Source organism: Paraburkholderia sp. EB58 (assembly GCF_050436665.1).
GTDB lineage: Bacteria > Pseudomonadota > Gammaproteobacteria > Burkholderiales > Burkholderiaceae > Paraburkholderia.
Genome location: NZ_JBNDMQ010000018.1, coordinates 50,356 through 69,939 on the forward strand (window position 1 = coordinate 50,356; position 19,584 = coordinate 69,939).

Here is a 19,584-nt window from a genome sequence, read left to right on the forward strand (position 1 = left end):
CGTCCAGACTCTTACTGCACGACCACCGGCCCCGAAGCCGGCGAAGCAGGCGCCGGCGCACCGGCCGCCTCGTTCGACACCCCGGCGTTCTTGTCCACCGGCAGCTTGACCGTGCGCACCGCGCCGTTGCCGAGCGGGAAGTCCGCCAGCGCGCTATGCGCCAGGTACGGCATTGCCCGCACCAGCGACGGTTCGTCGCCCGCATTGCGCGCCAACACGTTGTAGACCTCCTTGCCGGTTGCACGGTCCGTGATGCGGATGCCGAGCGTATGCGTAAACACCGGGTATGACTGACTCACATAAGCCGGCGGGAACGCCCCGTAAGGCCCCCACGGGTCGAGTGGGCGGCCCCAGTAAGGGCCGGGCCACGGGCTGCTGTAGAACACGGGCTGGGTGACGTTCATGGTGTCGGTCCGGGTGCCGTACGAGAGGCCCACCAGGTAGTGAGCCTGCTGCTCGTCGACCTGCCTGAACGCGCGCGTTGCCAGATCATTGGCCACCAGCACTTCGTAGGTCTGCTGTTCCAGACTGTTCTGCTGCGCGGGGCTGCGCGTGAACGCATAGGTGCGGCTCGCATCGCTGCCGGTCCAGTCCGAGAAGGCCGTCACCTGAGTCGTCACGTAACTGGTACAGCCGGAGAGCGCTGCCGTCAGCGCAAACAGCATCAGCATCGCGCGCCGGGTCCAACGGTCTGATTTCATGGTCTTCCTCATTCTTACGTTTAATCGCCGCACGCACGCGCGGCGGCCCGATCATACGCTGACCTGGCCCCTGAAGAAAAAGTTCGGCGCGCAGAGCACGCCCGAGCTTTGTACAATGGCTCGGTATACCGGTGCGCACTGGGTGCGCGGCCGGCTCGAGACCCTATTCTTAGAAAATACCATGGCTGATACCGCAACACCCACTGTGATCCGCCGCGCCGACTATGCGGCGCCCGCTTTCCTGATCGATACCGTAGCACTTGAATTCGATCTCGTGCCCGAGCGCACGGTCGTCAAGAACACGATGCGCGTGCGCCGCAACCCCGACGCCAGCCGCGCCGCGCACCTCGAACTGCTCGGCGAGCGCCTCGAGTTCGTCAGCGCGTCCATCGACGGCAAGCCGTATACCGCCGTGCGCCCGAACGAACACGGCCTGACGGTCGAGAACGTGCCGGAAGCCTTCGAGCTGACGCTCACGAGCATTTGCAAGCCTATTGAAAACACTACGCTCTCCGGGTTGTACGTGTCGAGCGGCAACTTCTTTACGCAATGTGAGGCGGAAGGCTTTCACGGCATTACCTATTTCCTCGACCGGCCGGACGTGATGGCCACCTACACGGTCACCCTGCGGGCGGACAAGGCCGCGTACCCGGTGCTGCTGTCGAACGGCAACCTGCTCGAAGAAGGCGATCTGCCCGACGGCCGCCACTTCGCCCGCTGGGAAGATCCGTTCCGCAAGCCCTGCTACCTGTTCGCCCTCGTGGCGGGCAAGCTGGTGTGCATCGAAGAGCGCGTGAAGAGCGGCTCGGGCAAGGAAAAGCTGCTGCAGGTGTGGGTCGAACCGCACGACCTGGACAAGACCCGTCACGCCATGGATTCGCTGATCCATTCGATCCGCTGGGATGAGGAGCGCTTCGGGCTCGAGCTGGATCTGGACCGCTTCATGATCGTCGCCGTGAGCGACTTCAACATGGGCGCGATGGAAAACAAGGGGCTCAATATCTTCAACACGAAGTACGTGCTGGCGAACCCCGAAACCGCGAGCGACACCGACTTCGCCAACATCGAAGCGGTGGTCGGCCACGAGTATTTCCACAACTGGACCGGCAACCGCGTCACCTGCCGCGACTGGTTCCAGTTGAGCCTGAAGGAAGGCCTGACGGTGTTCCGCGACCAGGAGTTCTCGGCCGACATGGCAGGCGGCGCGACCGACGAAGCCGCGCGTGCCACCAAGCGGATCGAGGACGTGCGGGTGCTGCGCCAGATGCAGTTCGCCGAAGACGCGGGTCCGATGGCGCATCCGGTACGCCCGGAAAGCTACGTCGAGATCAACAACTTCTACACGATGACCGTCTATGAAAAGGGCGCGGAAGTCGTGCGGATGTATCAGACGCTGTTCGGCCGCGACGGCTTCCGCAAGGGCATGGATCTGTACTTCAAGCGGCACGACGGGCAGGCCGTGACCTGCGACGACTTCCGTCATGCGATGGCGGACGCGAACGGCCGCGACCTCGCGCAATACGAGCGCTGGTACAGCCAGGCAGGCACGCCGCGTGTATCAGTCAAGACCGAGTACGACGCCGCGCAGCGCAGCTACCGCGTGATGCTCACGCAGGGTTATGGTGACGCCGCACCGGCCGCCCGCGAAACGCAAAAGGGCCCGCTGCTGATCCCGTTTGCGATCGGCCTGATCGGCAAGGACGGTGCCGATCTGCCGCTGCGGCTCGAAGGCGAAGCGAGCGCTGCGCCGGGCACCACGCGCGTGCTCGAATTGACGGAGACTGCGCAGACTTTCACGTTCGTCGATGTCGCTGAGAAGCCGTTGCCTTCGCTGTTGCGCAATTTCTCGGCGCCGGTCATCGTCGAATACGACTATACCGCCGACGAACTGGCATTCCTGCTTGCCCACGACAGCGATCCGTTCAACCGCTGGGAAGCCGGTCAACGGCTCGCAACGCGTGAGTTGCTCGCACTGGCCGGGCGCGCTGCAACGGGCGTGCCGCTGCAACTGGACGATTCGGTCGTCGCCGCGTTTGCACGCGTGCTGACCGACGAGTCGCTCTCCCCGGCGTTCCGTGAACTGGCGCTGATCCTGCCGTCTGAGGCGTATCTGGCCGAGCAGATGGCCGAGTCGAACCCCGCCGCCGTTCATACCGCCCGTCAGTTCGTGCGCAAGCGCCTCGCCACCGCCCTCAAGGGCGAATGGCTCACGGTGTACGAGCAACACCATACGCCGGGTGCGTACGAGGCTACGTCGAAGGCCAGCGGTCATCGCGCGCTGAAGAACCTCGCGCTGTCCTACCTCGCCGAACTGGACGATCCGGCCGACGCCGTGCGGCTTGCCTCGGCGCAGTACGCCGCGGCGAACAACATGACCGATCGCTCGGCAGCGCTTTCCGCCCTGCTCAACGCGGCGGCAGCGGGCGGCGGTACGCAGGCGCAAGATGCACTGGCCGACTTCTATCGGCGCTTCGAGCAGGAGCCGCTCGTCATCGACAAGTGGTTTGCCCTGCAGGCCACCCAGCGCGGCAGCACCCAGCAGCCGGTGATCGAAAGCGTGCGCAAGCTGATGGCGCATCCGGCGTTCAACCTGAAGAATCCGAACCGCGCCCGTTCGCTGATTTTCAGTTTCTGTATGGCCAATCCGGCGCAGTTCCACGCCGAAGACGGTTCGGGTTATGCGTTCTGGGCAGAACAGGTGATTGCGCTCGACGCACTGAATCCGCAGGTCGCCGCGCGTCTCGCCCGCTCCCTCGAACTGTGGCGGCGCTTTACCCCCAGGTTGCGCGAAGGCATGCGTGCAGCGCTCGAGAAAGTGGCCGCGCAAGCGAAGTCGCGCGATGTGCGGGAGATCGTGGAGAAGGCCCTGGCCTGATCTTCGCAAGCGCTCTCAGGTAAGGAAAAGCCGGCACCCGTTGCCGGCTTTTTTTCGCCCGTAGGAACTGCTCTGCAAGAGGGGCTGCGGGAATTAGTTAGTCATCCGGATGACTGTTTTTGTCAGGCTGCATGGGTGAAAGTAAACGCATCCATTTAACGGTTTGCATTTAACGCGACGCGTTATACATTTCCCATGATCACAACATTTGGCGACAAGGCCACAGCAGTGTTATTTAGAGGCAGCTTCGTCCGTTCCGTGCCCACGCAGATCCAGCACGTCGCGTATCGCAAGCTGCTCACGATCGATGCCGCGGCTTCGATTGAAGACCTCTACACTCCACCCGGAAACCGGCTGGAGTCGCTGCAGGGGCAACTCAGTGGGCAATGGAGCATCCGCATTAGCGCGCAGTGGCGTATCTGCTTCCACTTCGTGGACGGTGAGGCGCTGAATGTCGAGATCGTCCATTTTCACTGATTGATTGGGAGACCAGCATGGTCATCAAACGCTCCGAGCTGGACAGCATCGACTTTTCGGACATCGACACCGGCGAGCGGGTTGCGCCGGTCCATCCGGGGGAGATTCTGCGCAGCGAATTCCTCGACCCGCTCGGCATGTCGGTCAACGCACTGGCAAAAGCTCTGCATGTGCCTACGCCGCGCATCAACGACATCATGCTCGGCAAGCGCGTCATCTCGGCAGACACGGCACTGCGCCTTAGCCGCTATTTCGGCGCGAGCGCGCAGTTCTGGCTCAATTTGCAGATCGACTATGACCTGCGCATCGCCACCGAAGCAGCCGGCGAGCAGATCGCAAACGAGATCGAACCGCTCGCTCGGGCGCGGCGCCCGAAGCTGCCCGGAATGCCGCGCGGTCACGCACAGGCTGCTGCCCTTGCTGCGAAGGTGTCCGGCAGCGTGGCCGCTGTCAAACCCCGGCGCAAGCCCTGAGATTCAACGCCTGGGCCAACACGGCGTGCACATTCCGTCTCAAAAGCACAGGAAAGTCACAGCGAGCGGGTAAAATCGGACTATTCCTTCGCCTTACCGGAGTACTGCAATGGCTTTGCAACGTCGTACCACTCTTACGAAGTACCTGATCGAGCAGCAGCGCGAGACCAACAACCTGCCGGCCGATCTGCGGCTCCTGATCGAAGTCGTTGCGCGCGCCTGCAAGGCGATCAGCTACCACGTCAGCAAGGGCGCGCTGGGCGATGCGCTCGGCACCGCGGGCAGCGAGAACGTTCAGGGCGAGGTGCAGAAAAAGCTCGACATTCTGTCCAACGACATCCTGCTGGAAGCGAACGAATGGGGTGGCAATCTGGCCGGCATGGCGTCCGAAGAAATGGAGAAGTTCTCGCCGATTCCGGCGAACTATCCGAAGGGCGAATATCTGCTGGTGTTCGATCCGCTGGACGGTTCGTCGAACATCGACGTGAACGTGTCGATCGGGACCATTTTCTCGGTGCTGCGTTGTCCGGACGGGCAGCAGCCGACTGAACAGTCGTTCCTGCAACCGGGAACGCAGCAAGTCGCCGCGGGCTACGCCGTCTACGGTCCGCAAACCGTACTCGTGCTCACCACCGGCAATGGCGTGAACTGCTTCACACTCGACCGTGAGTTGGGTTCGTGGGTGCTCACGCAGAGCGACATGACCATTCCGGTCGAAACGCGCGAATACGCGATCAATGCGTCGAACGAGCGCCACTGGTACCCGCCTGTCCAGCAGTACATTGGCGAGTTGAAGGCCGGCAAGGATGGCTCGCGTCAGGAGGATTTCAATATGCGCTGGATCGCGTCGATGGTGGCCGACGTGCACCGTATCCTGAACCGCGGCGGCATCTTCATGTACCCGGCCGACAAGCGCACGCCGGACAAGCCGGGCAAGCTGCGCCTGATGTACGAGGCGAATCCGATGGCGTTCATCGTCGAACAGGCGGGCGGCGCCGCGACCAACGGCGAGAAACGTATCCTCGACATCGTGCCCAAAAGCCTGCACGAGCGCGTGGCGGTGTTCCTCGGCTCGAAGAACGAAGTGGATCGCGTGACCCGCTACCATCTCGAAACAAAAAATTGAGCCAGGGGCTGTTAGGGGTTTGTAGAACTGTCCGGTTCTGTAGCACATGAATTGTCCGCTTTTTTGACTTGAGGCGGGAAGCAGTTGAGGGCGTAGCCCGATGCTGCTTGCCGCCTCAGACGGCGTACCTGGCGAACGGTTCAGGCAACCTGTTGCACTTCCTCTGTGATCGTCAATCCTTGCGGGGTGAAGTAAGCCAGGCCGCGAGGTCCGTGGAACACCGCCAAAGCGCCGCTGGGGTATCGGTTCACTCGAACTCTCACCTTGACGTAGTGACAGCGATGGCGATCCGCCGGTATCTGTAGCGCGAGGCCCTCGAACTGGACACAGTTGTCGGAACCCACGACTCTGTCGTACTGCTCGCACAGGATATCTTCCAGGCTGCCGCCGAACCACGGAATAAACGCGGAACCCTCCTCCATCGCCGGTTGAGCGAATTCGGCATTGAAGGCCGGCATATAGACGGTCGCCAGATATCGATTGGCCTGCGCCATGTCCGTGATGCCTGCGAGCGCCAGTTCTTGTGGAAGCCGACCCTGGTGGGTACCAAACGCGCGTTCTGAGCGTCCTCGCGCTTCTGGCGAGTAGGCGGCGATCATGTCGACGCCCAACTGTTTCATGGCGCGCCCGAACTGGGTCGGATTGTCCTTGTCCACCTTGCCACCAGCCTGCGGCGTATGCCAGTAATGGCTGCCACGGTCGCTGTAAAACGAGTTGAACAGGCCATGCCCGGCGATCACTTCGTAGACACCCCGCATACTGCTGACGGTGCCTTCTTCCGCAACGAAGAACATCGAATAGTGCTCGCTGGTGGCGTCGTCCATCGTCACGATCAGGTCCCACATCTGTCCGGCTGCCCATTCGTGCCGGCTGCCGTCCTGGTGGATCATCATGCCTGCCAGCGGACGCCGTTCGCGCCGCTTCCGGTGCGCTCCACGCCTGGCGGCCTTGGGAACCAGCCTGGCCTCCTGCAGACGCATCTTGACCCACGTATAGCCGCGCAGCCCGCCCGACCTCTGGTACCAGTTATGGAAATGTTTGACGTTCCAGCCGACATGTCGCGCACGATATTGCGTGGTCAGCGCCAACACCTCGTCGACCGGAGCGCGTCGATTCGACACCTGCTCCAGTCTATGATCGATCAGGCCATCCAGGCCGCTCGCCTTGTAGCGCGTCAAATAGCGGCGAAAGCTGCGCTCGCACATCCCTAGAAGCTCCGCCGCCTGGCCTTGCGTCAACCTGCCCGAGTCCCATCCCTCGTAAGCCTCGTCGAATCTCATTTTCCGGATCTCCTGTAGCAGTACCGTCCGTGTCATGTCGTCCTCCCGTTGAGGAGACTATGAACCGGACAGATGGCGTGCTACAGAACCGGACAACCCATTAACTCGCAACAAAAATTGAGCCAGGGGCTTGCCAAAGCGCCAATGAAGTCCCTATAATCTCGTTTCTCCTGATGCCGGAATAGCTCAGACGGTAGAGCAGCGCATTCGTAATGCGAAGGTCGGGGGTTCGATTCCTCTTTCCGGCACCACAAGATTCAAGCAAAAAGCCCAGTCCTCGTGACTGGGCTTTTTGCTTTTCGGCTTGATATTCATCCGCAGCGTGGCGGACTCGGTCAACGAGCCATTGTCTACGCGTAGCTCCTCTTAAGGATCGGGCTGGATACGGCGCCATAGGAAACCGTCACCATATCAAGCGCGGCAAGAAAATCCCTCGCATCAAAAATTTCTCCCAGACTCGAGACACCACCTCCCGGCGCGGCCTTCCCGCTCAGCAACCGTTCGGTCGCCTCCACGATGATCGGCGCACTGACTGCATAGATGTCACGTCCCTCTGCCGTCACACGGCGCGTCGTCCCGCTCTGTTCAATCACAACGTCCACCACGAACTGTTGAGCCGATCGCCCCTGCTCATCGTTAGGACGGGGCGCTGGCGTATTGGGATCGCGAATGTCGCGCAGGGCCGAGAGAGCGAGCCAGGACTCGAGCGTGCTAACGCGCAAGTGACGGGAGACGGTGAGCACCTCCGTAAAGGGGAGCATCACCACGTCCATGGTGCCGAGCGGCGACGGGAAGGACCACACGCCTTCGGGCGCAGGCTGCGGGACAGGCGCCAGTCTCCCCTGCTCCTGGATCAGCCGTCTCGCGCGATTGCGTTCGCCGGTCAGCCGCGTTCCAGGCGTCGGATGCCAACTATCGAGGCCAATGGCGATATCAACCCTGTCGAGCGGCGTATCTGCGTCTGCGGCGGCCGTGACGAGCAAATCGGCGAGTCCGCCATAGAACGCCGCCGCAGGGACGAGCCTCACCCCCGCATCGCGTGCGCTCGCATCGCGTTGCTCGATTAGCGCCTGGAGCGCGGCTTGTTCCGCCATCACGTCGAGATACGGAATGCCGGCGCGCAACGCTGCATCCACGACTGGCAACGCAGTATCGAGAAAAGGTCCGGCGCAGTTGATGACGGCATCGGTACCGCGGATCGCCGCGTCGAGTTGCGCGGGATCGTCAATGGCGGCGACGCGCCATGGAGTCGCATCGTCAGCACTGCTTTCCGTCAAACGCGCAGCATCTCGCCCTATCCGCACCACCCCAACACCACGCCGCTTCAATTCCGCGACGACAAACTTTCCCGTGTGACCCGAGGCCCCATAGACTGCAACAGTCATTCTGTCGTTCATGTTTGTCTCCACTCCAGGATTAGGTACGCTACAGACCTGTCTGTTTTATAGTACAGATCTGTAGCGCCGTCAATCTTCGAGTGCTATGATCAAAACCACTGTTTCGGCATCACAAATCTTTGAGGTTGAGCCTGAATGAAGAAGGGAGAACAAGCGCGCGGAGCCACACCTGATACGCGCGAGCGCATTCTGCGGACCGCCAGCGAACTCTTCTATCGCGAGGGCACGCGTGCAGTTGGCGTCGACCTTATCGTGGAGCGGGCGGGTGTCGCCAAGACGAGTTTGTATCGTCACTTCGGAACGAAGGATGATCTGATCGAAGCTTTTCTTCTGCTTGAGGATGACGACTTCTGGCAGCATTGGGATGCGGTCGCCGCACACCACAAGGGCGCGCCGCGCGAAGAGCTCGACGCGCAACTTCAATGGATTGGCGAACGCATCGCACGTCCCGGTTATCGCGGCTGCCCGCAGATCAACATCGCCGCGGAATATGCGGACGATAACCACCCCGCTCGCAAGGTCGCGGTAGCGCATAAGCGGGAACTGCGACGCAGACTCGCGGAGCTGGCACGAGCCATGCGCATCGATGAGCCGGAGACTTTTGCCTTGCGGATGGGAACCGTCATCGACGGCGCACTCAGCAGCGGGCGCGCGCTGCACGCAGAGGGACCCGTACGGTTCCTGCAGGAACTGGCGCACATACTGATCCCGAAGAAAACCAGGAAGTGACGCGCCCGTCTTATCTCACGTGACAGGTCACGCTGTGGGCGCCGCGCTGCCCAGCTCGTACGCCAACCCTCATGGTTTGACATGACCTCTTCCGATAAAAAAACGCCCACACCGCCGGCCGCTGCAACGCGCGCTCGCCCTGCGCCGTCCGAGTCAACCGTCGTCGTACCCTCAGGCTTCGTGCGCGTACGCGGCGCTCGCGAGCACAATCTGAAGAACGTCGATGTCGAGATCCCGCGCGATGCGTTGGTGGTATTTACCGGTGTGTCGGGCTCCGGCAAATCGTCGCTGGCGTTCGGTACGCTCTATGCCGAAGCGCAGCGGCGCTACTTCGAGTCAGTGGCGCCTTACGCCCGGCGCCTGATCGAACAGGTCGGCGCGCCCGACGTGGATGCCATTGAAGGCCTGCCGCCCGCGGTGGCCTTGCAACAGCAACGCGGCTCACCGAGCGCACGTTCGTCGGTCGGCAGCGTCACGACGCTGTCCAGTCTCGTGCGCATGCTGTATTCGCGCACCGGCAGCTATCCGCCGAAGCAACCCATGCTGTACGCCGAAGATTTCTCGCCCAACACGGTCCAGGGTGCCTGCCCGACCTGTCACGGCCTCGGCCGGGTCTATGAGGTGACCGAAAAATCCATGGTGCCCGATGACTCGCTGACGATTCGCGAGCGCGCCGTCGCCGCGTGGCCACCCGCATGGCACGGACAGAACCTGCGCGACATCCTCGTGACGCTCGGCTACGACGTCGACACCCCCTGGCGCGATCTGCCGAAGAAAGATCGCGACTGGATCCTCTTCACCGACGAGACGCCAACCGTGCCCGTCTACGCCGGCTTCTCTCCGAAGGAAACGCGCGCTGCGCTCAAACGCAAGGCGGAGCCAAGCTACCAGGGCACGTTCACTGGCGCGCGCCGCTATGTCCTGCATACCTTCGCGAATACGCAGAGCGCGCTGATGAAAAAGCGCGTCTCACAGTTCATGATCAGCAGCGAATGTCCGTCGTGCCACGGCAAGCGCCTGAAAAAGGAAGCCCTCTCGGTGACTTTCGCGGGCTTCGATATTGGCGAGTTGGCGCAACTTCCGCTCGCACGCCTCGCCGCGATCCTGGAGCCGGTAGCGCAAGGCGAGTGGCCCGATTCCGGTACTGCGACGAACAGCAGCGTGCTCAGCAAGCCCGCCCGACGCGATGCGACTGCCCGCCGGGTTGCCGCTGGCGGCTCAGCGCACCAAGCGGCGCCGGATGTGCGGCGCACGCCGAATCTCTCGGAAGAAAAACGCCTCGCCGCTCAACGGATCGCCACCGAATTGCTCGAGCGCCTCGCGACGCTCATCGACCTGGGTCTCGGCTATCTCGCACTGGAACGCAGCACGCCGACGCTCTCCTCGGGTGAACTGCAACGCTTGCGGCTTGCGACCCAGTTGTCGTCGCAATTGTTCGGCGTCGTCTATGTGCTCGACGAACCGTCCGCGGGGCTCCATCCGGCCGATGGCGAAGCGCTTTTCACCGCCTTGCAGCGTCTCAAGGCAGCCGGCAACTCGCTGTTCGTCGTCGAACACGATCTGCAGATGATGCGCCGGGCCGACTGGCTGGTCGACGTCGGCCCGGCTGCCGGCGAAGCCGGTGGGCACGTGATCTACAGCGGGCCGCCCGCCGGCCTCGCGGCGGTCGTTGCGTCGCAGACGCGCCACCATCTTTTTGCCAGGCCCGCGCCGAGTCTGCGTGCGCCCCGCTCGCCGCGCGGCTGGTTGCGGCTCGCCCACGTCACCCGCAACAACCTGCATCGTCTCGACGTCGGATTTCCGCTTGGCTGCTTCACCACGGTCACAGGCGTGTCCGGATCCGGCAAGTCGAGTCTGGTCAGCCAGGCGTTGCCGGAACTCGTCGCGAATCGCCTGGGTCGTGTCATCGAGACCGCTGACGACGACGAACAGGATCCGCTCTTCACCACGCCCGATGTGCCGACGAGCGGTCAGATCGTCGCAGGCATGGAAGCCGTGCACCGCCTGGTGCGCGTGGATCAGAAGCCGATCGGCCGTACACCGCGCTCCAATCTCGCTACGTACACTGGCCTCTTCGATCATGTGCGCAAGCTGTTTGCCGAGACGCCCGCCGCGCGCAAGCGGCGCTACAGCACCGGGCGCTTCTCGTTCAACGTCGCACAAGGACGCTGCCCCACGTGCGAAGGAGAAGGCTTCGTCAGCGTCGAATTGCTGTTTCTGCCGAGCGTCTATGCACCCTGCTCGACGTGCCACGGCACCCGCTATTACGCGCAGACGCTCGAAATCAAGTGGCACGACAAGAACATCGCCGAGGTACTCGCGCTGACCGTCGATGCCGCGTGCGAGCTCTTCTCGGGAGAACCCCACGTGATGCGCGCGCTTACGGTGTTGCGCGACATCGGGCTCGGCTATCTGCGGCTCGGCCAGCCCGCCACGGAACTGTCCGGCGGCGAAGCACAGCGCATCAAGCTCGCCACCGAATTGCAACGCGCGCAACGCGGCGACACGCTGTATATCCTCGACGAGCCGACCACCGGTCTTCATCCCGCCGACGTCGACCGGCTCCTGGTGCAGCTACAGGGCCTCGCGGATGCTGGAAATACGGTGGTGGTCGTCGAACACGATATGCGCGTCGCAGCACAAAGCGACTGGATCATCGACGTGGGACCGGGGGCCGGCGAGGCGGGCGGCAAGGTTGTCGCGAGCGGCACGCCGGCCGAGGTCGTGCGGGTCGCCGCAAGCCGGACGGCCGCGTATCTGAAGGAACGGATAGTGGAGTGAGCGTTGCGGCGCGCCGTCAACGCCGGTTCGGCTTGCCCTGCAGGAAATCGGTCAGCACGCGCAGCTCGAGGGGCATCTGCACGCGGCTCGAGGTGTATCGATAAAACGCTTATTCGTCAGGCTAAGTCCTGTAACCGTTTTCACCGCTCGATAATTGCACGCCGCTTTCAATCTGGATGCGGCGTGCATTCCTCTTTTCATATGCATAAGTAAAAGAACGTTAGACGCGTCAACGGAATCCGCTAATCCATCGTTAACAAAAAATTGAAGGTGCAATTCGATGCTTTGAATGAGGCGGCGAACGGAAACCATACGTATCGATCGATGTGTGTGCAGTGCAGCGAAACGGATTGATTAAGGCTCCTGACCACCGGCTGAAGTGGCACGAAGCGCGGCGGGTTGAGGTGCAACACGCGCTGCGGCAAAGGCTGCGCGGAGCGACATGACTCGCTCTTCGAGATACACGCGAGAAGTGCAGTTGTACGCTGCATCGCACCAATCCAGCGCTGCGGGCATGGGGTCAAACGCATTTGGCGCACCTTGGGTACTTACGACGATGAAGCGCCAGGCGTCAGCAGATGCAAGTTTCGAGTTGGAGCGAGCGGGATCGAAGGCGGTGCGCGCCACGCTGTCGCAAGATCGGATGATACGCGCTGCTGCGAACGTGAGGGACACCGCACAAACGGCGTGCGTTGATTAGTGCGATCGTTCGTAAATGCAGGACAACCGTTAAATTTTATTCAAACGAATTCAAGCAAAGTGACGCTGTGCCGTTAAAGCAACAAATGGCGGATGAAAAGCAGCGTTATGGGTTTGCAGCGCTGGTGTAAAACGGGGACCGAGGCAGATAATCGGTTCGTAAAGGAGAAAGATCATGGATGCCAAACCGCCCAAGATTCCGACCCCGGATAAAGTTTTCAGTCCGGATCCGGAACCCGCTGGCGTTGAGTTCCTGGGCGCCGAACTGCCTGAACATGTTCGAGCGTTCTTCGACGAACAACGCAAGTCGTGCGAGCAGAAGTAACTATTAGCTGGCGCGCTGTCACATCGGGGAGACGCACCCTGTGCGTAACCTGCGGCTGCATGCGCGCTCGTTACGCAGGTCGTTACGGGTCGCGTTAGTCAATCGTACGCGCCGGGCCATTCGGTTCAGCGCGGGTGGTCGCGCGTCTCGCAACCGCATCCGCGCCGCTTCACCCTCGCATCGTTTATTCTTCAGGCTTTTCCGCTTCGACCGTTCGGTCGCCCTTCCTTCATGAACCGTTTGTATCGCAGTAGCGTGCTGGGCGCGTTCGCGTTGTGCGCCGCATTGACTCTTGCGCCGGCACCTGCTCACGCAGACAGCGACGACACCGCCTTGACCAATCTGATCTCGCTCGTCTCGCAACGGCTCGCGCTGGCCGAGCCGGTGGCGCGCTGGAAATGGGCAAACCATCAGGACATCGCCGACCCGCCGCGTGAAGCCGCGTTACTCGCCGATGTCGCCAAACGCGCCGCTGCCGCGCAAGTCGACCCGGAGTTCGCCCGCGCATTCTTCCAGGACCAGATCGACGCCAGCAAGGAAGTGCAAAACGCCCTGTTCGCAACCTGGCGCAGCACCCGGCCACCCGAAGGCGCACCGCCCGACCTCGCCACCAGCACCCGGCCTCAACTCGATCAGTTGACTAAATCGCTGATCGCCGGGCTTACGCGCGTGCAGACGCTGCGCACAGCGCCCGACTGTCCGTCGCGCGTCGCTCAGGGGATTGCTAACTGGAAGACGTTGACGCGCTACGACTCCGCGCGCTCGGGCGCACTTACCCATGCGCTCGGCCACGTGTGCGAATCGGGCGGAGTCGGCGCGACCGGCTAGGCGATGCTCACCGTACCCGCGGTGACGGCGCCCGTGGTGACAGAAACGCCAAGCGGCATGACCCGCAAACCACGCGCAAGATGCGTTTGCAGAATCCGGTAGGTGGAGAGTTCGAACGTGCAGGTGCTAGTCACGCTCGACGCGTGCAAGCTAGCCGCCTGGGCAAGCGTGGGGGCGTGGCCGACGTAACGCCAACGATCGACCACGTGAAAGGCGCGCGTCTGCAATTCCGCATCGCGCTCTTCGAAGACAATCGGACCGTCGAACGGCCAGGGCGCGTCGACCGGGTCGCTTTTCGCCGCCCGCGGCAGACGGTTTTGCCCCGGGCGCAGCGTCGCGATCCATTGAGCCTCCGCCAGCATGGCGCCAAGCTCGCCGCCCGTCGCGAGCCACTCGACACGCCGCACCTGCTGGGCCAGCCGCACATCTTTCGACGAACGGCGCTCGCCTGTCAGATGTGAGCGCAGGCGCTGTCGAACCCGCACACTGCGACCGACGTAGAGTGGTACATCCTCCTCCCCGAAGAACGCATAGATGCCGCAGCCGGCAGGCGCCGTGTCGAGCAGGTCTTCGGTGATCTCGCCCGCCAGCCGGTAACGCCGCAGCGTGCGCTCGATCTGCGCCTGCAACACCTCGACCGGAACGAGGCCATGCAGACGCTGCCAGAACTGCCACAGCAGATCAGCATCGGCCAATGCACGGTGCCGGTCGAACGGCACCAGTGCGTGACGCTCGACCAGCGCGTCGAGTCCATGGCGCTTTTCCGCCGGAAAGAGCGCGCGCGACAGACGCACCGTGCACAACACGTCCGGATTGAAGGCGAGGCCCGCGCGGCGGAATTCGCTACGCAGGAAGCCGCGATCGAAACTTGCGTTATGCGCAATAAACAGCTTGCCGTCCAGGCGCTTGAACAGGGCGGGCGCGATGGCATCAAAGGTGGGGGCGCCGCGCACCATCGCATCGGTGATGCCGGTCAACTGCTGGATAAACGGCGGGATGGATTGCTGGGGGTCGACTAGCGTACTCCAGCGAGAGACACCTTCCGGCCCCACTTCGACGACGCCGACCTCTGTAATGCGATGCTCGCCGGTCGAACCACCTGTGGTCTCGAGATCGACGAACGCGATCGGCGCACCAATCGCGGGGTTCTGCAAAAACTGTTCAGACATGGGGAAGAATAGATTTGGGTGCGTAGCTTGCGGCAAGTATGCACCAGTTGGCGCCTGCGCATGTACGCGGCATGGTCTTTTAACGCCTCTGCGAGCAGTCCGCCGCCATTACATGGTTGCCGTTAGGAGTCGCAGGCACCGCCACAAGATTATATTTTTATGACCTCGATATCCAAAAGCCGGTGATTTTTATACTCGAAAACCCTAGGTAAAACGTTGTAGCACGACACCATATAAGTTAGGGCATCCCATATAAACGAAACCGCGAGCTTTTTAGACGAGCTTCCGGCATGCCAGGGTGAGGACGGCGGGTCGCCGGTACAGGCTTCGGAAAACAGGAAAGCGAATGCTCGTACGTATAAAAAAGCCCTCGGCAATCCGAGGGCTCTTTCTTCTTTCCGCGATGCAGTACGTGCGACTGCGCCGCCCGTACGACTTACAGGGGCTGAATGTTCGCTGCCTGCTTGCCCTTCGGGCCGGTCTTCACTTCGAAGGAAACGCGCTGGTTTTCCTTGAGCGACTTGAAACCTTCGCTGCGAATTTCCGAGAAGTGAGCAAACAGGTCGTCACCGCCGGAGTCCGATGTGATGAAGCCAAAGCCCTTAGCATCGTTGAACCATTTTACGATACCGGTTTCCATATTCCAGTTTTCCTCGAGATTTAATGATTAAAACGGGCAATGCCCTTACGCCGATTACGATACGCCCTGATAGAGGTACGTGGCGACGATACATCATCACGTCTGCTAATCGAAAATTCAGCATTGCCGTTATACGGGGAAGGCAGATCGGCCGTCAAGAGAATTTTTAATCATCGCTTATCAGTTTAAACCATTACGAAACGATACCTGACGTGGCGCAATATCCGGCTGTCTCTTAAGTAACAACCGAATAAACACCGCGTCGTTTTTACCCAGTAAATAGTCGTTTCGCGTATTCAAGGGAATTTTTTCCGTTATCTGTAACAAATCATGTCAATCGTAAGTGTTTGTCCGAGTTGTTACCGTAATGGGCTCCGCTCATGATGAGTATGCGCAGGTCGTATCAGGAGATTGCCATGCTACGGAATGAATACCACCGCCTCGCCGCCTGGCTTGGCCGCTTGCTCCACAAGGCGCCCACAGAGGCGACAACGCAAGCAGCCACAATCAGCTCAGTTTTCGACTTCGATCCAATGTGGCACGGCGATCACTGGCAAAACCTGCTGTCTTCCCCAATGGACGCACGCCACTATGTAATGGAAGATTGGAGCGTGGTGACCGATATGGATTTCGCGGCGGCCGGAGTGGCTACCCAGATTCGCTAGAAACTACGCAGAAAAACGCGGGCAAAAAAAGCGCGACTGGGAAGTCGCGCCGACAAAGGTTTGGAGATCTTTTTCGTCAACGAAAAAGTCTGCTTCGGAAAGCAGAAATCTCAGTATACCGCCGAAGCATCTGATGATTGGCGGCGCAATCGGCAATCATCTATTGCGGTTGCGACAACAATGCTGATTTTTCATTCTTTTCGCGTTGTTTTTTTACATCATTTGATGTAGCAATTGAACAACGCACCAAGGTTGACACCACCCCGCCCGCCCCGCCCTATCCCCGCAAAGCCTTTTCCAGCAAGGCTCCGACAGGCATCGCCAATAATTGCGCGTCAAGTAATACTTTATTGCGCAAATCGGAATGTCAGCCGGGCGACCATCGTCCCTAAACTTTGCCTGTCCGGAAACAAGCGCGCTTGATGTACCGCGCGTTTTCACGCAGATCACATCGCCTCTCGCAGCGTAAGCGTGACGTTTCCTTGAAGCCTGGGTTTCCAAAACCCATCCTGTTCTCGGAGTTACAAAGATGAAAAAGACACTCATGGTCGCGGCCCTGACGGGCGTTTTCGCAACTGCAGCGCACGCACAAAGCAGCGTCACGCTGTACGGCTTGATCGATGCAGGCATCACCTACACGAACAACCAAGGCGGTCACTCCAACTGGCAAGAAACGAGCGGTACGGTTAACGGCAGCCGTTGGGGCCTGCGCGGCTCGGAAGATCTGGGTGGCGGCCTGAAGGCAATCTTCACGTTGGAAAACGGCTTCAACATCGCCAACGGCAACCTGGGCCAAAACAGCCGGTTGTTCGGCCGTCAAGCGTTCGTCGGTCTGTCGAGCAGCCAGTACGGTGCAGTGACCCTCGGTCGCCAATACGACAGCGTGGTTGACTATGTCGGCCCGCTCTCTGCAACGGGCTCGCAATTCGGCGGCACCATTGCCGCTCACCCGTTCGACAACGACAACCTCGACAACACGCTCCGTATCAACAACTCGATCAAGTACACGAGCGCCAACTACGGTGGTTTCACGTTCGGCGGCCTGTATGGCTTCTCGAACACGGCCGACGGCTTCTCGAACAACCGGGCGTATAGCTTCGGCGCATCGTACAACTACGGCGGCTTGAATGTTGGTGCGGGTTACCTGCAACTGAACAACGACGTCAACAATCTGGCCATGGCAAGCGCGTCCGATCCGGGCGCAGTGACCGGCACGTTCACGTTCGCGGCTGGCCGTCAACGCACGTTCGGCGGCGGCGCGAGCTACACGTTCGGTCCGGCAACGGCTGGCATCGTGTACACGCAAACCAACCTGACCGACACGTTCGGCGGCGGCATTTCGGCGGTGCAATCCGGCACGAGCGCCGGCTACGCTTTCGGAGCAAACAGCGCCCGCCTGCAGAACCTGGAAGGCAACATCCGCTATGCTCTGACGCCGGCCGTCAGCCTGGCGGGTTCGTACACGTACACCCGCGCGAACTTCGGCGGCGGCGTGAACCCGAATTACAACCAGGTCAATCTGCAAGCCGACTACGCGCTGTCGAAGCGCACCGATGTTTACCTGCAAGGCGACTGGCAGCATGTCAGCTCGAACCCGGCAAACATCGGACCTTATATGAACGGTTTGAGCTCGGCTTCGACAACGCAAGATCAAGTTGCTGTGACGGCTGGTCTGCGTCACCGCTTCTAAAGCATCTGGCAGTACACGCAGTATCGAAAGGCGCCGCTTGCGGCGCCTTTTTTTGCTCTTAGGTGGAAGAGCGATGCCCCGGTGGCCGCCGTGCGGCCGAGTGTGGCCGCGCCTTCGCCGATCAGCCGCCCGTATCAGGCGGCGGATACCGAACGTCGATCACATCGATCGGTTCGGGCCCCGCAGGGGTATGCAGCGTGACCTGATCGCCGATCCTGGCCTTCACCAGCGCCCGCGCAACCGGCGAGATCCAGCTCACCCGCCCGAGATCCAGGTCGACCTCGTCGACGCCAACGATCGTTACCGTGTGCATCTCGCCGTCCTGCGTCGCATAGTCGACGGCGGCGCCGAAAAACACCTGATCGACGTTTTCCTGCTTGCTGCTGTCGACAACCTCCGCCAGGTCGAGGCGTTTGGTGAGAAAGCGGATGCGCCGGTCGATTTCGCGCAGACGCCGCTTCCCATAGATGTAATCGCCGTTTTCCGAACGATCGCCGTTCGAGGCCGCCCACGACACCAGCTTCACGACCTCCGGACGGTCCTCGTCGATCAGATGCAGCAGTTCATCGCGCAGGCGGCGGTAGCCAGCGGGCGTAATGTAGTTCTTCGCACCTGCGGGAATCGCAGGTTGCGCGACGTCGAGGTCGTCGTCATTTTCTTCACTCGACTCTTTGACAAAGGCCTTGTTCATGATCTTCCATAGACTGCAGCAAACCCTGCCTATCAAGGTTACACGATCGGGACAATGAGACAAATCGCAGTTTGCGGCTTCCCTTTTTTTGAAGCTTTGCTATAATCTCTTTTCTGCGTGCGGCTGTAGCTCAGTTGGATAGAGTACTTGGCTACGAACCAAGGGGTCGTGGGTTCGAATCCTGCCAGCCGCACCACTTATTTCGAGGGCCTCCCTCCGGGGAGGCCCTTTCGTTTCACCCGGGTTTATTTTCATACCCGCGTTGTACCTGTTTAGCGTGCGGCTGTAGCTCAGTTGGATAGAGTACTTGGCTACGAACCAAGGGGTCGTGGGTTCGAATCCTGCCAGCCGCACCACCTATAAAGGGCCTTCCAGACGGAAGGCCCTTTGTTTTTGGTTCGCCGGATCGCGACGCGTTCGGCGCGTCGACGTCATTGCATTCCTGACCGATGTGCCATCGGCCCTCTTTCAGGCCAGAAGAGACGCACCCTTCACCGCGGCGCCGATTGAATGTCGCCGATCTGCCCATCGGGAGTCGGGATGTCTTCCACAGCGAGGTCCCGGGTCTCTTCGCTGATAGGCTCCGCCCTCAAGCCGGCGAGCGCCTGAGACTGCTGCAGCACGTCATCTACGGTATCGCCGAAACGGCTGGCCACAAACGCCCGCAGTAGCGCAAGACGCAGCGTGTCGCCGCGCCCCTCTACCGTCTTGTGGCCACCTTCGAAGTCTGCGATGCAGTGCGCCTGCTGGCGGTTCACGTGCTCGCGCACCTCCAGCCGCTGGGCGCGTTCCAGCACCACTCCCGCAGCTTCCCATGACGTCGAGGGCGTGAAGCGCCCATCCCATGGACGTCCGTGGGCCTCGCCTCGAATCGAGACGGTCTCTCCGCTATCGGTAAAGTGAATTTCGCGCACGAAGTCGTGCAGGCTGCGGGCCACCCAATAGTCAAGCGCCATGCCGGTCAGGTCAGCTACGTTCATCGCATTCCCCCTCAAGAACAGGGTGAGACTCGAATCCGGAGAGAGTGTTCAGGCTTGA

The 19,584-nt window shown here is 61.1% G+C and carries 17 protein-coding genes and 3 tRNA genes; 13 read left to right on the plus strand and 7 right to left on the minus strand.

Annotated features, from left to right (window positions below; translation table 11 throughout):
* Positions 1-11: 11 nt before the first annotated feature.
* Positions 12-701, minus strand: a complete 690-nt coding sequence (locus tag P3T40_RS24760; RefSeq protein WP_429270344.1) for a DUF4136 domain-containing protein — start codon at positions 699-701, stop codon at positions 12-14.
* Between the two features lie 181 nt (positions 702-882).
* Here P3T40_RS24760 and pepN point away from each other — a divergent pair, with 181 nt between their 5' ends.
* From pepN to P3T40_RS24780, 4 genes are all read left to right on the plus strand, one after another.
* Positions 883-3,576: an aminopeptidase N gene (gene pepN, locus P3T40_RS24765; RefSeq protein ID WP_429270345.1), complete on the plus strand. Its 2,694-nt coding sequence runs from the start codon at positions 883-885 to the stop codon at positions 3,574-3,576.
* Between the two features lie 195 nt (positions 3,577-3,771).
* Entirely contained in the window at positions 3,772-4,053 is a 282-nt protein-coding gene (locus P3T40_RS24770; protein ID WP_429270346.1) for a type II toxin-antitoxin system RelE/ParE family toxin, read from the plus strand.
* Between the two features lie 17 nt (positions 4,054-4,070).
* Positions 4,071-4,526, plus strand: a complete 456-nt coding sequence (locus P3T40_RS24775; RefSeq protein ID WP_429270347.1) for a HigA family addiction module antitoxin — start codon at positions 4,071-4,073, stop codon at positions 4,524-4,526.
* Positions 4,527-4,635: 109 nt separating this feature from the next.
* Positions 4,636-5,652, plus strand: a complete 1,017-nt coding sequence (locus P3T40_RS24780; protein ID WP_429270348.1) for a class 1 fructose-bisphosphatase — start codon at positions 4,636-4,638, stop codon at positions 5,650-5,652.
* A 140-nt stretch (positions 5,653-5,792) separates the two neighbouring features.
* Here P3T40_RS24780 and P3T40_RS24785 read toward each other — a convergent pair whose 3' ends face one another.
* Entirely contained in the window at positions 5,793-6,932 is a 1,140-nt protein-coding gene (locus tag P3T40_RS24785) for an ISNCY family transposase (RefSeq protein WP_429270349.1), read from the minus strand.
* Between the two features lie 175 nt (positions 6,933-7,107).
* Here P3T40_RS24785 and P3T40_RS24790 point away from each other — a divergent pair.
* Positions 7,108-7,183: transfer RNA gene (locus P3T40_RS24790), tRNA-Thr, on the plus strand.
* A 99-nt stretch (positions 7,184-7,282) separates the two neighbouring features.
* On the opposite strand, the gene P3T40_RS24795 is transcribed toward P3T40_RS24790, so the two are convergent.
* Positions 7,283-8,329: a saccharopine dehydrogenase family protein gene (locus P3T40_RS24795; protein WP_429270350.1), complete on the minus strand. Its 1,047-nt coding sequence runs from the start codon at positions 8,327-8,329 to the stop codon at positions 7,283-7,285.
* Positions 8,330-8,464: 135 nt separating this feature from the next.
* Between P3T40_RS24795 and P3T40_RS24800 the strand changes: the two genes are divergently transcribed.
* From P3T40_RS24800 to P3T40_RS24815, 4 genes are all read left to right on the plus strand, one after another.
* Positions 8,465-9,058: a TetR/AcrR family transcriptional regulator gene (locus P3T40_RS24800; RefSeq protein ID WP_429270351.1), complete on the plus strand. Its 594-nt coding sequence runs from the start codon at positions 8,465-8,467 to the stop codon at positions 9,056-9,058.
* Between the two features lie 81 nt (positions 9,059-9,139).
* Positions 9,140-11,839 carry an excinuclease ABC subunit A gene (locus tag P3T40_RS24805; RefSeq protein WP_429270352.1) on the plus strand — a complete coding sequence of 900 codons (2,700 nt, stop codon included), beginning with the start codon at positions 9,140-9,142 and terminating at the stop codon, positions 11,837-11,839.
* An 874-nt stretch (positions 11,840-12,713) separates the two neighbouring features.
* The gene (locus P3T40_RS24810; protein ID WP_171991723.1) at positions 12,714-12,863 is read left to right on the plus strand and encodes a hypothetical protein; all 150 of its coding nucleotides are present in this window, start codon (positions 12,714-12,716) and stop codon (positions 12,861-12,863) included.
* A 231-nt stretch (positions 12,864-13,094) separates the two neighbouring features.
* Positions 13,095-13,691 (plus strand): chorismate mutase, encoded by a 597-nt coding sequence (locus tag P3T40_RS24815; protein WP_429270353.1) that lies wholly within the window; start codon positions 13,095-13,097, stop codon positions 13,689-13,691.
* Here P3T40_RS24815 and P3T40_RS24820 read toward each other — a convergent pair.
* Both P3T40_RS24820 and P3T40_RS24825 read right to left on the minus strand, forming a co-directional pair.
* Positions 13,688-14,860: an exonuclease domain-containing protein gene (locus tag P3T40_RS24820; protein WP_429270354.1), complete on the minus strand. Its 1,173-nt coding sequence runs from the start codon at positions 14,858-14,860 to the stop codon at positions 13,688-13,690. The genes P3T40_RS24815 and P3T40_RS24820 overlap by 4 nt on opposite strands.
* Before the next feature lie 436 nt (positions 14,861-15,296).
* On the minus strand, positions 15,297-15,500 hold the full coding sequence (locus P3T40_RS24825) for a cold-shock protein (RefSeq protein ID WP_074300443.1): 204 nt from the start codon (positions 15,498-15,500) through the stop codon (positions 15,297-15,299).
* A 416-nt stretch (positions 15,501-15,916) separates the two neighbouring features.
* Between P3T40_RS24825 and P3T40_RS24830 the strand changes: the two genes are divergently transcribed.
* The gene (locus tag P3T40_RS24830; protein WP_429270355.1) at positions 15,917-16,165 is read left to right on the plus strand and encodes a hypothetical protein; all 249 of its coding nucleotides are present in this window, start codon (positions 15,917-15,919) and stop codon (positions 16,163-16,165) included.
* A gap of 529 nt (positions 16,166-16,694) precedes the next feature.
* Positions 16,695-17,855 carry a porin gene (locus tag P3T40_RS24835; RefSeq protein ID WP_429270356.1) on the plus strand — a complete coding sequence of 387 codons (1,161 nt, stop codon included), beginning with the start codon at positions 16,695-16,697 and terminating at the stop codon, positions 17,853-17,855.
* A gap of 121 nt (positions 17,856-17,976) precedes the next feature.
* Here P3T40_RS24835 and greB read toward each other — a convergent pair whose 3' ends face one another.
* Complete coding sequence (gene greB, locus P3T40_RS24840) at positions 17,977-18,546, minus strand: transcription elongation factor GreB (protein ID WP_429270357.1); 570 nt, start codon at positions 18,544-18,546, stop codon at positions 17,977-17,979.
* Positions 18,547-18,665: 119 nt separating this feature from the next.
* On the opposite strand from greB, the gene P3T40_RS24845 reads away from it, so the two are divergent.
* Positions 18,666-18,742 (plus strand) — tRNA-Arg (locus P3T40_RS24845).
* Positions 18,743-18,825: 83 nt separating this feature from the next.
* Positions 18,826-18,902, plus strand: a tRNA-Arg gene (locus P3T40_RS24850).
* 135 nt (positions 18,903-19,037) lie between these two features.
* Here the strand turns inward: P3T40_RS24850 and P3T40_RS24855 are convergent.
* Complete coding sequence (locus P3T40_RS24855) at positions 19,038-19,526, minus strand: phage protein NinX family protein (RefSeq protein WP_429270358.1); 489 nt, start codon at positions 19,524-19,526, stop codon at positions 19,038-19,040.
* Positions 19,527-19,584 lie beyond the last annotated feature (58 nt).